This window comes from Acinetobacter sp. 25-47-130 (assembly GCF_056779705.1).
In genome coordinates, this window is record NZ_JBWYII010000004.1 from 155,477 (window position 1) to 169,805 (window position 14,329).

Here is a 14,329-nt window from a genome sequence, read left to right on the forward strand (position 1 = left end):
GGCATCACTCCACCAAATAGACTTTGTCTTCACGCACGATGGATTGATAGGTTTTCAGTGGAATCGTACATGGCGCCCCACAAGGTTCACCTGTTTTGATATCGAATGCACCTGCATGAAATGGGCACTCCACTTCACAGCCATCAATTTCACCATCTGCCAATGATGCATCACCATGTGTACAGGTATCATCGGTGACATAGAACTCGCCATCTTCTAAATGAAATACTGCCAATGGCGGATAACCGTCAATGATGACTTGTAGACCCTCACCCTGTTCCACATCAGAGGTTGAACACAAAAATTTCTCAGCAACATTGGTCATTTTAATGTTCATTGAGTTAACTCCTCTATGGGTGAATCTGTTGCTTCAGGACCTAGAATGTGATAACCACCATCGGCATGAATCACACTGCCTGTCAGTAATTTTGCTTTCGGGCTACACAACAAACTTAATGCTTGTGCGACTTCCTCTGCATCCGCAATACGCCCTAACACATGGAAACGTCCTGCCACGCGGTCCGTCTTGGTACGGTCTCCGCCAGAGATCATTTGCATTGGTACTGACCAAGTCCAACCTAATGAGAGTGCATGTACACGAATACCATCTTGCGCTAGATCCAGTGCCATGCTTTGTGTGAGTTGCTCTAAAGTTGCTTTAGACGCTGGATAGACCCAGCGTTCTTTTTGTGCAATACGTGCGCTTACGCTGCTGATATTAATTACGGCACCATCAGTACTTTTTTTCAAAAGTGGTCGACATGCTTGTACTAACGCTGCGTGACCAAATACCGTGACATTGAACGTGTTTTGCCAATCTTGACGTGTAGATTCAGATCCATGATCTTCATACAAACACGCTAGGTTAACCAAGACGTCTAACTGAGTGAGTTTTCCACTTAAGTTACGAATACTTTCATCATTAGCGAGATCTAGAAATTCGTACTGAGCTTGGGTTGATTGTGCAACTTGCTGTCCTTGAGTTTGATTAATATCAGCAACAATGACCTGTGCACCTAAGCCTTTCAACTCTTGGACTACGGCTTGACCAATATGTGTCGCACCACCTGTCACCAAGACGACTTTTCCATCTAAGTCTGTCATGAAACCTCCTTGTACTCAGGCCATTCATTAAATTGTCCCTTGCAAAACAGCAGAGGTCGTTGATTACTGTGGCGACATTGCTCAATTTTACCGAGGAAGATTTGATGATCACCCGCTTCAATTTGTTGAGCTCTTTTGCAAATAAATTGCACGACACATCCTTCTAAAACAGGTGCTTTCGAACCTTGAATTTTCCACGTACCATACTGAAATTTGTCCGCAATCGGCTTAGCGAAGTTTAAGCCTACTTCCTGCTGATGTGCACCTAAAATATTAATGGCGAAGTATTCAGCATTTTCAAAAATAGATCGGCTTGGAGAATGATTGACTAAACTCCATAACACTAATGCAGGATCTAAAGACACTGAACTAAAGGAATTAATCGTCAACCCTACAGGTTGTTGATCTTGGTCTAAGCAAGTGACGATCGCCACTCCTGTCGCAAAGCCACCAAATGCCTGACGGAGCGATTTCGCTTCCGCCAGATCAACATCCTGCCAAAGTAATTCAGGCAGCTGCATGTTGAAACTCCTTTCGTGACAAGTATTCTTTTGCCCCAGCTTCACCATCTACCGCTGGCCAGAAACCACATGGATTGTTGAAATGCCCCATAAAATCATCTGCAATGGCTTGGTTTTGCGATGCTGCGCCTAACACTTGCAATAAGCTTTCACTTGGTGGGTTTAACAGCAAGTTGGTAAATTCTGTGGTATAACGACCTGACTTTTCCCAGAATTGCTCAAAGACTTCTGTCATCCAATCTGCACTAAAGTCTTCATCACCTCGTGCTAAAATCGCAGCTAAATAATGCTCCACCATACGAGTTGCATTGTTTGCGCCTTGTCCTGCGATTGGATCATTTACAATGACAGTGTCTCCAATCCCCCAAATTTTTGCACCGTTATCTAAGGTTGCAACAGGATCTCGAACTTCAGGGCGGAATGCACCTTTGAGCCATGCATTTGGATCACTTAATTCCATATTATCGACCATACGGAAGCTTTGATCTGGTGTTACTTTGGCAACCGCTTCTTTCATGCGTTGGACCATTTCTTCGCCAGATGTCACATCATCGAAGATATCCATTGGACCATTCGGTACACATTCAAATAAGAAACTACGACATGGACCATGCGTGTGACTATAGAACGGCATACTGAAGTATTCGCCTGCACCTGCAACAAAATTAAAATGCAAAGTCTGAGATGGTTGACCTTGCCAACTATTTGGACCACACAAATCATCACCGACTACGAGTGCAGCAGCCAATTTACGTGGCGGCGTTTGATGCACTGAACGTGTTTCATTGCGTTTGAATAAACTCGTGATATTGCCCTTACCTGCCGCCAAAATCGTCAAATCATTTTCAGCAGTGATTACTTCCAAATCTTCTGGACTGACATTTTGAATGATGAGCTTGCCACCACGGCGCGGATATTCCTCTAACCAACGGTGATATTTGGTTCGTTGGTCCATGGCAATACCGTCATTATCATGTAAAAAACCTGTCACAGGTAACATGATATCGCCGTTTGGTGCACGAAAATCGACATGCAATGCTTGACCACGATGCGCTTTCCCATCCCAAAAATTTAAGCCCAATCTGCGCTCTAACTCTAAAGTTCCTTCAAAAAACATTGTGGTACTGACCATACGACCATGTAACAACTCATCCGCAGGGCGATCTACATATAAAGTGACATCATATTTGTTTTCGAGTAGCGAGAACGCCAGTAATAAACCTGCTTGTCCACCACCGATAATTGCAATTTTTCTCATCTTAAATTCCCCTTAGGCCGTATTGATTCAGTGCCTATTTAACTGTGTTCGGATAGGGTTGATTGAAGGTCAAATTCAATTCGACGCGTTCAAATTTCCATTCACCCTGCTCATTCCGACTTACTTCTGTTTTATAAAATCCACCTAAGCAACAGGTCGTTGCAGGTTTAACTTGATCTGTTGCGGCTGTTGTTGATTCCTCGGCTAAATTACAGACTTCCCATAACATCCAAGTTGTCTTTGCATGGTCTTGATCTAGGAGCTGTATATCGGGCATGGCCATAATATGTAAGCTCCAAAGCACTTGTGCTTCTGCAATCTCTGACAATGCATTCAAGATATTTTGGCGTCCTTGATATTCTCCAAAACCCTTAGCACACCATATGGCATCCTCATGAAATACATGCTGTAAAATGGCTGGATTGTTGCGCTGATCAGCCGCTGTTGCATAGCGACCGATCAGGCCACGAATCGCCTCGCAGGCCTCCAGATAATGCAAACGCTGTTCTAGATTGTGCTGGCTCATCCTGTATTCCTCTTAAACGTTGACCATGTCACCAGTTTCATAAATGAAACGGTTCTCCGCAAATGCATACGGTACGCCAACTGAACCCTTATAAAGCTCGATGTGTGGTGCAACTTCAGCAAAGCTGAGACTTAACCAATACAACTTATGAAGCTCTTCAGGTAAGGTCCCTAGGACATATTGATCGAGTGCGGCAAGTAGCTTGCGCATTTCGGGCAAAATAGCATCGTAAAATGCTTGCAATTCTTCTTTGGTTGAGTTCAAACGCGCTTCATGGCGTTGCTTACCCGTTCCTAAAGCCCATTTCGCAACAAAAGGTTCTAAGCTTGCAAAGTCAGCTGGCAATTGTGAAATGATGTTTGACATGTGCATTCTCCTTATGCGCGATTCAGGTATTGTTCAAGAACGTGGTAACCGTGACGAATCAGGATTTCTTCGTCTTGTAGATGCATCACTTTTTTCGCTCGAGACTCAAGTGCTTCTTGGGTATCTTCCATGGTGGCAGTATCTTCTAACCACGCATTACGTTGTAATACTTGTGCAAACTCTTGCGCCCAACGCTCTGAATAGGTTTTCGCTTTAGGCAGGTAATAGCGACCCTCCCAACGGGTTTGGTTATGGCCGACCGGCCAGAACTGATGGGTGAACCATACTCCTTCAGTCACATGCACCAAGATATTCGGGAAAATGACAGATAATTCAAACGAGAAGTCATCACGATCATTTGGATTGACTGATTTAGGTAGCTGAACACGTTCATAGTGATTCACCAATGATGCGCCAGTGATCTCACCTGACAATGCAGCCGCTGGTTTTGGATTGGCGTTTTTGGTTAAGCACACAGCGCAAGTACGATGATCACCAAACAATTGCACTTCTTGTAAACCTGATGCGAATACATTCGGGAAAGAGCCTGCATGAATGGTCGCCACGTGATACGCTTCAGCAAATGCGTCATGAGCGACTTTCCAGTTACAGTTCAGAACTGTGTTATAGGCAAAGCATTCTTCCATTTCATGGAATGGATAACCGCCTAAATGCTGTCCCATACCGCCTAAGAATTCTTCTACCGATTGAGTGCCGTCATTATCCAAATTGATGAAGATAAAACCTTCCCACACTTCGGTGCGTATTGGTGCTAAACCGTTATGACCTTTGTCAAAGCAAGATGTGAATTTTTCTTCTTCAGGTACGCTGACCAAATCACCTTTAGCATCGTAAACCCAACCGTGGAAACGACACGTCACGACTGCGGCTTTGTTTGAACCAAAGGTTTCATTGCCGGTTTCCACCACAACTTTGTTACCACGGTGTGAACAAATATTGTGGAATCCACGGATTTCACCATCTTTACCATGCATTAAAATGACTGAGGTTTTAGCAAAATCTAAGCGTTTAACTTTATAGTCGCCTTTCTTTGGTATTTCTTCTACACGCCCCACTTTCAACCAAACTTTTGAGAAAACTTTTTCAATTTCTTCCTGATAGATCTCTGGCGAAATACATGGTTCGGTTGGAATAGGCTCAATACCAAGTTCTGGATATAAATCGCCCCAACGGAGTTTTGCATTACTGTTCATATGACATTCCTGTTCAAGTTCTCGTTTCTAAGTTTTAAGTTCAGTAAATTTCATGCTTTTTTCGAACAGCGTTTGAATCACCCGAATCAACCGCCGTTCACGTGATGAATTAAAGTTGGTAATGTTCGCGAACTAAGTTTGCGATCCCCAATTTTTCTAAAATTGGCATTGGGCATAAGAAGGTTGCACGTACCATTCCTGGTAAACGGCTGATTTCGATAGAGCCTGTAATTGTGCAACGGTTCATAACCTCATCCACACTTAAACCTGTGACTTTTGCCGCTCGATTTAAAGCATTGTCCGTTGCATCATTGAGGTTCTTACCTGTTCCCATAAATGTGATTGGACCACTTTCCTCAATTTCAGTTTGTCCCCAACGCGCACCTAAAGCTTTCACTTTTTCACGCTCTTCCTTGGTAAATGGACGTGCCATTGGTGGTAAGTCATCTGGTGCTTGAAGTAAAATTGGACCATCAATAGTTAAGCCTTTAATCACTTCCACTTGTAATTCTGTTTCGCCTGAAACGTCCGTGGCATGCCCTGCAATTTCACCATTGCCTTGTTGCGCATGCATATCTCCCATGTAGACACCTGCACCTGGTACTTTCACAGGGCAAATCAAAATACAGCCTGGACGAATCGAATTGGTATCCATGTGACCGTCAGTTTTGGCTGCGATAAGCTCTTCTTCAGTCATCCCGAATTTATGCGGTGCATTAATCAAGTACTGACCGAAGTCGTGACAGTTATGAGAGTCTGGTAAATCACGTGAAGGTGTCGTACCAATATTTCCGAGGAATGGACGCATGTGTGCAGCAACACCCGGCATGTCAGCACGCGCTAGTGATAGAATAGAATGCTGTGCAGCATGTTCAGGTAATGCAGAAAGCTCATTGGCATTACCAGCTAACTTGTTGGCAATCTCTTGATTGACCGTCAAACTCACTTTATTTTCTTCGTCCAACACGATCACATAACCATGTGAAAAGCGAAAAGCACTGACTTCTGCACCACAGTTTTTACAGTGAATCGCGTCGTCGCCAATCCCTTCTACATAACTTGCAGGCTGTTCAGTACCACATGCCTCACAATATTTCGCAACAAACGGATCGCCTTTATAACGCCCCTCAACAAATTGCATCACACCAGATGAGGTCGCCGTAGAGGTCACATGCATGTGTTTTATCTTTAAAGCGACAGCATCGCCCACCTCTGCACCTTCAATAAAGACAGGCAGTGTTACTTCATGCCCACCTTGGAATGCAGGTGTAATCATGGGACCCCAGCATCCTGGAGGTGTACCAGTTTTAAGTGTCCCACCATTTTTTAAAGGGCCAAGCATACGTTGGCTCGGTCCGACGATACCGCCTGAAAACTCATTCACCACTAAATAATCGACAGCTCCAGCACTGCCTGCTGCATATTCTTGATTCTCAATTTTCATGGCCTTACCTCTATATGCTTGCTCTAATGTTTAGGTAACAATGTTTTAAAATGGGATGGTGATATCAATTGCGAACTTCTGACCTTCTGGTCGGTTTTCAACATCAAATTCTTTTTGATATTTCGCTGCGATTGCATACCCTTTAGGGAATTGATAGCGAACTTGCGGACCTATGCTGGCTGCTTTAGCTTTAAAATCACCTAAAACAGCACCTTCACCTGAGTCACCTTCAAGCTGACGATGTACGTAACCACCAACACCAACCGCCAAAGGTCCCATGTGTTTCGCAACTAAGTAATCGACATGCAAAGCGTTGCCCGATTCATATTTGGTATCCTTATTCTCGAAATTGATGTCGTACATCCACTTTGTACTGACTTCGATACCTTGTTTATTTAAGTATGTGGTCGAGATAATTGGTTGAATGGTGTAATAGTTACGTCCAATATTCGCGAGTCTATTTTTTTTGTAAGAGCCAACTGGAATATAAAAGTCGATACCTGTCGCCACATGCCAATCCCCTTTATGCCAACCCAATAAGAATGGATCGATAATGAGATCACCCATTGACATGTGATCATCTTGACGACCACCTAATGTAAGATCTGCATGGGCATATACAAGGAATGCATGCATGCCCCATGTCGCGCCTAAAAATGTTTTGTCACTGACATAGACACCACGAGCAACTGTGGCAAAAGTATCAATTTTAAAATCATCAAATACTGGATGATCATTTTTAAATTTATCTGCGTTATAGTATTGGTTATAACTGACGAGATACATCCCAGGTGGCGGCATTGCGCCACCAAAAAAACTCTCTGTCCCATCTGGATAAGCACTTCCGCCATTTTCAGCGGCAAGCGCTAAACTTGCGCTACTGAAAAGACATGTGGTCAATGCCACAGAAGTTAGATATTTCCTTACCATTTACCGCATCCCCCTCGTTGCTAAATTCCTTGCTGGCGATGTTCTAAATCGTCTAGCGCATGTCTTAATCTAGTCTTGAAAGGAGGCAGGGAAATATAAGGATGAATCTATGTTGAATTAAGGGATTATCTTGTAGAAATATTGACTTTTTCTCACTGGTATAGAGGTTTTAGAGAAATAAAATAGGTTTTCTTCACTATAGTGATAGGTAAAATCCCCTATAAATGTGAATGATTTTTTATTTAAATTACATGTTTTGAAACATTTGAAAGTTAGCGTTGTCATATCGCTGTTGTACTTTGTAGAACACAGAGCAGCTAGATGTGCACAATCATGAATATTAAAAGCAACTCCATCATCGGCGTGGGCATCATGTTGATTGATCAACGTCAAAAAGTTCTATTGGGTTATAGAAACAAAATTGATGAACCTGCCTCATGGTGTTTTCCGGGTGGAAAAATGGATGCGCATGAATCAGTTGAAGATGCTGCAGTACGCGAATTGTTAGAGGAAACTGCTTTAGATCTGAGTCAATATATTGAGTCTATTCAACCCTTAAATACGATCATTGATCAAGATTCTGAGGCAGTAAAAGTTACGTTCGGAACGATTTATCAACTTTTAGATGAACGTTTAAAAACTCAAATTTGCGTGACAGAACCTGAGATTTTTGAGCGTTGGGAATGGTTTAGCATTGATGAGCTTCCACAACTACTTTTTCCTGAAACTGAAGTGATAATTAAATATTTTTTAAATCAGCCTCAGGAAAAAAGATGGGCTGTTTACTCAAACCAATCCAACGCTAAGACTTCCTAAATTCACTTACTAATTTCGCTAATTGCTCCATACCATCAAAAGTGGTTGGAATCTTTTCATCTGAAGAAACGAGCGGTGAGAAGATAATATTTTCGAATTTTTCAAATCCAGCTTTATTTTTTGCATGTAGCTTTTCTGAATCTTCCGCATAATTATGAATAAATTGACAAAGTGTCATACGAAGTTCAAGTTGCATCATTTGGGATTGAACTGAACGCTTATCTTGCAATGAAATTTTGACTAAATATAAGGTTATTAGAATTAAGGTTATAAAAGGAATTGAAATTAGCCACATACTTGAAGGTAAATTACCTTGAAAATATATAAGTGCTCCAATTAAAATTATAAGTTCAAAGAAAGGAACCATGAACATAACTGTTGACACAAAACCGTACATGTCTTTCGTTCTCTTTAACTCAACTTTCTTTTGATCATATAATTGTTGGAAACCTTTATTCAAAAGAACAAAATCATAAGTTGTTTTATAACTTTCTAACTTTTTTTCTAATTCTTTGACTTCATAAATTTTCACATCAAATGTTGAATTCCAACCGCTGATCAAATCAGATGCCTTCTCTGATTCTTTAATCAAAGCCTTATAGTCACTAAAATCTTTTTCTTCTAAAAATTTTCTAATTTCATTCAATTTAGAGTTACTATAAATTTCGCCACATATAACGAAAGGTAATTCATCTACGAAATCATAATGCGTTTTAAACTCTAAATATCTTTGATTTTTTTCAGTATAAATGAAGTCATAGAAACTTCTTACAATAGGACTTTGTTGTTCATTTTCTTTAATTCCACGTCTAAATTCCCATTCTTTTAGATAAATATAAAAACTCAGAGCACCATATTTTAAGTGTTCTAGATCATCATCCAATATAATTTTAGCAAGCTGATTTAAATCAAATAGATTCCATTTTTTGTTTGCTTAAGATTTTCATCTAGGTATCTGAGATTTTCCTCGTTATAGAAGCCTTTTAATGATCTAATTATATGAGACCATTTTTTAAGCTCATCATCATTTGAATCTAGATTATTTTGTGCTGTCTCAAATAAACGATCTAGAGCATTCCGAAAATCTGATGAAACAAAAGAAAAGCCCATACTATCCTCTTATATTTTTATTTAAGCATATAATTTTATTATAAATAAAAAGCTCCAAAAATGGAGCTTTGTTATTCAAAACAAGAAATACCTTTGCGCCATCGGCAATACTTCCGCAGGCTCACAAATCAGCAACTTCCCATCTGCTCGCACTTCATAAATTTCAGGATCAACCTCCATCACAGGACAGTAGTTATTCAGTTTCATATCTTTCTTCTGAATATCACGTGTGCCTTTACATGGACTGATCAACTTTTTCAGCCCGAGCTTTTCATGCACGCCTGCCTCTATCGCGACTTGGGATAAAAAGGTGATACAGGTGTTATGCACACCGCGCGCATTAGCACCAAACATCGGACGATAATGCACTGGCTGTGGCGTTGGAATAGACGCATTAATGTCTCCCATCGGCGCAGCCGCAATCATCCCGCCTTTAATAATCATCGACGGTTTTACCCCAAAAAATGCAGGCTTCCACAGTACCAAGTCAGCAAGTTTACCTACTTCCACCGAACCAATTTCATGGCTTAAACCATGCGTAATTGCAGGGTTAATTGTATATTTAGCGATATAACGTTTTACACGATTATTGTCATGCGTGGCATTGTCACCCTCTAAAGGTCCACGCTGCACTTTCATTTTATGCGCGGTTTGCCACGTACGAATCACCACTTCACCGACACGCCCCATCGCTTGCGAGTCTGATGACATCATGGCAATGGCACCTAAGTCCTGCAAAATATCTTCTGCAGCAATGGTTTCACGGCGAATACGACTTTCCGCAAAAGCCACATCTTCAGAAATCGCAGGGTCTAAATGGTGACAAACCATCAGCATATCCAAATGCTCATCAATGGTATTGATGGTATAAGGACGAGTTGGATTGGTGGAAGATGGCAACACATTCGGCTGACCAATGGCTTTTAAAATATCAGGGGCATGTCCACCGCCTGCTCCTTCGGTATGGTAGGTGTGAATGGTACGATTTTTAAATGCAGCGAGGGTTTCTTCCAAGAAACCACTTTCATTTAAGGTATCGGTATGAATCGCCACTTGGACATCAAACTCATCGGCAACGGTCAGACACGTATCAATCGCTGCAGGGGTTGAACCCCAATCTTCATGTAGCTTTAAACCTACTACCCCTGCACGAATTTGCTCACGAATTGGGTCGGGCTGACTTAGGTTTCCCTTACCGAGTAGACCAATATTCATCGGTAAATCATCTATGGCTTGAAGCATTGTCCCAATATGCCAAGGCCCCGGTGTCACTGTTGTTGCAGAAGTCCCTGCCGCAGGGCCTGTACCACCACCAATCATGGTGGTCACACCGGACATCAGTGCGGTTTCAACTTGCTGCGGGCAAATCCAATGAATATGCGTATCGACACCGCCTGCGGTGAGAATCTGTCCTTCACCAGCGATCACTTCCGTCGCTGCACCAAGTGGAATGGTGATATCGGGCTGAATATCTGGATTTCCCGCTTTCCCAATTTTCCAAATGCGACCGCTCTTTAAACCGACATCAGCTTTGACAATACCCCACCAATCCACAATCAGCGCATTGGTAATGACCGTATCCGCAACATCTTCAGCCAACAGTTGTGATTGTCCCATGCCATCACGAATCACTTTACCACCGCCAAACTTCACTTCCTCACCATAGGTAGTGAGGTCTTGCTCAACTTCAATAAACAGCTCAGTATCCGCGAGACGAACTCGATCACCTACCGTTGGACCAAACATTTCCGCATAAGCACGGCGTGACATTTTCATTATTATTTTCCCTTAATCCAACTTACCCATAACACGACCTGCAAAACCATACACCTCACGCTTACCTGCGAGTGCAACAAGTTCAATATCTCGACTCTGTCCTGGCTCAAAACGCACCGCTGTACCTGCCGCAATATTTAATCGATATCCTCGTGCTAACTCACGATCAAACTGCAACGCATCATTCGCTTCAGCAAAGTGATAATGTGACCCAACCTGAATCGGGCGATCCCCTGCATTTGCTACCGTCATTTTGAGCGTTGCCCGTCCGACATTCATTTCAATGTCTGTATCGGACGTAATGATTTCACCTGGAATCATATTTAATTTTTCCTCTCAGACATCACACAATCGGTTGATGTACAGTGACCAGTTTTGAACCATCCGGAAAGGTCGCTTCCACTTGGACCTCTGCGATCATTTCAGCTACGCCTTCCATTACTTCATCCCGTTTTAGCAATGTTGTTCCAAAATGCATGAGGTCACTCACACTCATCCCATCACGTGCACCTTCTAATAGTGCGGCAGAAATGTAAGCCACTGCTTCTGGATAATTCAGCTTTAAACCACGGGCCTTGCGTCTTTCCGCTACAAGCCCCGCAGTAAAAATCAGCATTTTGTCTTTTTCCGTAGGTGTTAGTTCCATAATGCTTTCCTCACTATCTTTAAATATTGATGCAAAATGTGTGCTCAAATGTTTGTGTTAAAACAACTTAACTATGTTGCTATGACAAGAATAAATTTATGTGCGCCAAATTCGTGGGAACTCTTCATCAAGATCAAACCAATAACGACGAAGCTTTGCACGAATTGCAGCAAATGCATCATGACACTCACGTACATCATCTCCGAGATAACGTGCGGTTACGACGTAATCGAGTAACGTCAATGTGATGTTAATATTCATACGCATGATTAATTCACGAATTTGATCAATATGTTGATCAAGATAGAAATTTGACCGGTATTGTTCTGGAGGCACTGCCCAAAAACTGGCCATCACTGCATGATCGTTCATCCCTAAACAGGACTTTAACCAACGATCATTGCCTTTAAAATTTAAACAGTCTGCAACCAATATTTTCTGATTTTGATAAAGCTGAAATTTATTTTGGTAAGCACCCTGCGAGAAGGTTTCATGTCGTGCTTGCCGTCCAATCACCAACATATCCCAACCGATAAAACTGGCAGCAGCGTCCAAATGTACGATCGTTTCTGAATTTGCATTCGCACCATTAAAGAGCATCGTCTCTTGAGGAAGCCATTCGAAAATCGCCTCATCTTGGACATGAATATGAATATGTTGAAATGCTTGTTTAAGATTGGTTTTGTACCACTTCCCTGCGCCAGGTGTGGTAACCAAAGCATGCGAATCCTGATCTATTTTCATTTCAAAGGTGAGATGATCTCCACCAGCAATTCCAGCAGGTGGATGAACAATAATGGCGTGACATACTCCTGTTTTTTCAGGCCACAGCATCTTTTGCACGCGAACAGGTCCAAAGTGCTTACGATGCGCCAAAATTGTGCGATTTGAATCTTTGGTAAAACCTAACTCTAATTTAGCAAACCAATACTGTGCATTTTTGACTGGCTCATTGAACAATACTTGATTCATTCACGGTCATCTTCGTATTCATACCATTTTCAGTAAATGTTCTGCAAAAATTGCACCAAGTTTGCTCAAGCTAATTTTGGTTAAAGGTTTTTAGGCACTTAATGTTGATATTGATGAGTAATTCATGTGAAAAATCTAAGAACGTTTTTCTAAAGAATCCGATTGTTGCCTTCGCCGAAAAAAAACAGTTCGTGCTAATATAGTGAATTACCTTAAATTGTTATCAAGTTTGAATATGAGTAAACAGAAAAACTACCAACCGGGAGAGTTCCAGTGGTCTTTCTTAATGCCAAAATATTGGGGCATTTGGATTGGTATTATATTTCTGATGCTCCTTGCGATATTACCTTGGGCAATTCAGCATCGTTTAGCGTATCTGATGGGAAATGTAGCTTTCAAATACTTGCGTTCACGTCGTGAAACAACTTTAAGAAATTTAGAAGTCTGCTTTCCTGAATGGATGCCCGAACTCCGTTATGAAAATGCTCGCCAAGTCTTTATTGATCAAATGGTCGGTGTTTTTGAAACACTGAATGCTTGGTATTGTCCCAAATGGTTTAAAGATCGTGTAACGATTGAAGGTTTAGAACATATTCAACAAGTGCAAGCTGAAGGGCGTGGGGCTTTACTACTTGGTACACACTCTACCCTACTCGATGCAGGTGGATATGTATGTGCCCAGTATTTTGATCCAGATGTCGTGTATCGTCCGCAAAATAATCCATTGCTAGATATGCTGATTTACCGTTGTCGTGCCACGATTTATACCCATCAAATCGACCATGATGATATGCGTGGATTAATCCGTCATTTAAAAGAAGGACGACCTATTTGGTATAGTCCCGACCAAGATTTTGGTCTTAAACAAGGTGTTATGGCACCCTTTTTTGGTGTACCCGCAGCCACTGTAACTGCACATCGCCGTATATTAAAAATGACCAAAGCTGCCGCGATTCCACTTTACTTCTACCGTAAAGGTGATATTACAAATCCGAAATATCATATTTTGATTGAACCTGCATTAGACAATATGCCAAGTGAAGATGAAATTGCAGACGCGACACGAACAAATTTGATTATTGAAAATCAACTTCGTTTAGCACCAACCCAATATATGTGGTTCCACCGTAGATTTAAAACACGTCCGGAAGGTTTTGAAAAAATTTATTAAAAAAAGCGGCGGAGCCGCTTTTTTATTGTGTTTCTAATACATCTGAATTTTTATCAGTATCAGGCTTTTTCGCCTCTACCATCTTATAGCGGTTGATACGACCTAACTCATCTTTTAAAGTCATATGCTGCATGTCCAAGACATTTAATATCAGCTTTTCTGAAGTTTTATTTTGATTCTGATCTGTCCAATTTACATTGAACTCCGTACCTAAACGAGTCCATTGATTTGCTTGAATTTCACCGACAGCAACAGGGGTTATAAATTTTGGTACTTTTCCGTTGAGATCAATTTGAATCTCTTTTAAATCCACCCTTGGACATTGCTCAGCAAAACATTGATAGGCTGTTGGTTCAGGCGTTACTTTTTGAGCAAAAGACTGTGCTTTAGCTTCTTTAGCTTCTTTAGCTTCTTTAGCTTCTTTAGCTTCTTTAGCTTCTTTAGCTTCTTTAGCTTCTTTAGCTTCTTTAGCTTC

The 14,329-nt window shown here is 41.5% G+C and carries 17 protein-coding genes; 2 read left to right on the top strand and 15 right to left on the bottom strand.

Features of this window, described 5'->3' with window-relative positions; genetic code table 11:
• Positions 1–4: 4 nt before the first annotated feature.
• The 9 genes from AC1M83_RS07895 to AC1M83_RS07935 form a co-directional block, all read right to left on the bottom strand.
• Complete coding sequence (locus tag AC1M83_RS07895) at positions 5–337, bottom strand: non-heme iron oxygenase ferredoxin subunit (RefSeq protein ID WP_168379990.1); 333 nt, start codon at positions 335–337, stop codon at positions 5–7.
• Complete coding sequence (locus tag AC1M83_RS07900; RefSeq protein WP_180028358.1) at positions 334–1,104, bottom strand: SDR family oxidoreductase; 771 nt, start codon at positions 1,102–1,104, stop codon at positions 334–336. The genes AC1M83_RS07895 and AC1M83_RS07900 overlap by 4 nt, the downstream gene beginning before the upstream one ends.
• A complete protein-coding gene (locus AC1M83_RS07905) occupies positions 1,101–1,625 on the bottom strand; it encodes a flavin reductase family protein (RefSeq protein WP_092766728.1) in 525 nt (174 codons plus the stop codon). The genes AC1M83_RS07900 and AC1M83_RS07905 overlap by 4 nt, the downstream gene beginning before the upstream one ends.
• Complete coding sequence (locus tag AC1M83_RS07910) at positions 1,612–2,883, bottom strand: styrene monooxygenase/indole monooxygenase family protein (RefSeq protein ID WP_180028359.1); 1,272 nt, start codon at positions 2,881–2,883, stop codon at positions 1,612–1,614. The genes AC1M83_RS07905 and AC1M83_RS07910 overlap by 14 nt, the downstream gene beginning before the upstream one ends.
• A gap of 34 nt (positions 2,884–2,917) precedes the next feature.
• A complete protein-coding gene (locus AC1M83_RS07915; protein ID WP_481590392.1) occupies positions 2,918–3,409 on the bottom strand; it encodes a nuclear transport factor 2 family protein in 492 nt (163 codons plus the stop codon).
• 12 nt (positions 3,410–3,421) lie between these two features.
• Positions 3,422–3,775 (bottom strand): hypothetical protein, encoded by a 354-nt coding sequence (locus AC1M83_RS07920; protein WP_092766725.1) that lies wholly within the window; start codon positions 3,773–3,775, stop codon positions 3,422–3,424.
• A gap of 11 nt (positions 3,776–3,786) precedes the next feature.
• The gene (locus AC1M83_RS07925; RefSeq protein WP_180028360.1) at positions 3,787–4,989 is read right to left on the bottom strand and encodes an aromatic ring-hydroxylating oxygenase subunit alpha; all 1,203 of its coding nucleotides are present in this window, start codon (positions 4,987–4,989) and stop codon (positions 3,787–3,789) included.
• A gap of 109 nt (positions 4,990–5,098) precedes the next feature.
• Complete coding sequence (locus tag AC1M83_RS07930) at positions 5,099–6,433, bottom strand: acetamidase/formamidase family protein (RefSeq protein ID WP_180028361.1); 1,335 nt, start codon at positions 6,431–6,433, stop codon at positions 5,099–5,101.
• Between the two features lie 45 nt (positions 6,434–6,478).
• Positions 6,479–7,363, bottom strand: a complete 885-nt coding sequence (locus tag AC1M83_RS07935; RefSeq protein ID WP_481590393.1) for a SphA family protein — start codon at positions 7,361–7,363, stop codon at positions 6,479–6,481.
• A gap of 333 nt (positions 7,364–7,696) precedes the next feature.
• On the opposite strand from AC1M83_RS07935, the gene AC1M83_RS07940 reads away from it, so the two are divergent.
• The gene (locus tag AC1M83_RS07940; protein ID WP_481590394.1) at positions 7,697–8,179 is read left to right on the top strand and encodes a nucleotide triphosphate diphosphatase NUDT15; all 483 of its coding nucleotides are present in this window, start codon (positions 7,697–7,699) and stop codon (positions 8,177–8,179) included.
• Here the strand turns inward: AC1M83_RS07940 and AC1M83_RS07945 are convergent.
• The 5 genes from AC1M83_RS07945 to AC1M83_RS07965 form a co-directional block, all read right to left on the bottom strand.
• On the bottom strand, positions 8,166–9,062 hold the full coding sequence (locus AC1M83_RS07945; protein WP_481590395.1) for a hypothetical protein: 897 nt from the start codon (positions 9,060–9,062) through the stop codon (positions 8,166–8,168). The genes AC1M83_RS07940 and AC1M83_RS07945 overlap by 14 nt on opposite strands.
• Before the next feature lie 302 nt (positions 9,063–9,364).
• On the bottom strand, positions 9,365–11,065 hold the full coding sequence (ureC, locus tag AC1M83_RS07950) for an urease subunit alpha (RefSeq protein ID WP_481590396.1): 1,701 nt from the start codon (positions 11,063–11,065) through the stop codon (positions 9,365–9,367).
• Between the two features lie 12 nt (positions 11,066–11,077).
• Complete coding sequence (locus tag AC1M83_RS07955; protein WP_035270651.1) at positions 11,078–11,386, bottom strand: urease subunit beta; 309 nt, start codon at positions 11,384–11,386, stop codon at positions 11,078–11,080.
• 22 nt (positions 11,387–11,408) lie between these two features.
• Positions 11,409–11,711 (bottom strand): urease subunit gamma, encoded by a 303-nt coding sequence (gene ureA / locus AC1M83_RS07960; protein ID WP_035270654.1) that lies wholly within the window; start codon positions 11,709–11,711, stop codon positions 11,409–11,411.
• A 96-nt stretch (positions 11,712–11,807) separates the two neighbouring features.
• Positions 11,808–12,683 (bottom strand): urease accessory protein UreD, encoded by an 876-nt coding sequence (locus AC1M83_RS07965; protein ID WP_481590397.1) that lies wholly within the window; start codon positions 12,681–12,683, stop codon positions 11,808–11,810.
• A gap of 235 nt (positions 12,684–12,918) precedes the next feature.
• On the opposite strand from AC1M83_RS07965, the gene AC1M83_RS07970 reads away from it, so the two are divergent.
• The gene (locus AC1M83_RS07970) at positions 12,919–13,854 is read left to right on the top strand and encodes an LpxL/LpxP family acyltransferase (protein WP_481590398.1); all 936 of its coding nucleotides are present in this window, start codon (positions 12,919–12,921) and stop codon (positions 13,852–13,854) included.
• Positions 13,855–13,876: 22 nt separating this feature from the next.
• Here the strand turns inward: AC1M83_RS07970 and AC1M83_RS07975 are convergent.
• On the bottom strand, positions 13,877–14,329 hold a 453-nt coding region (locus AC1M83_RS07975), incomplete at its 5' end, for a hypothetical protein (RefSeq protein ID WP_481590399.1).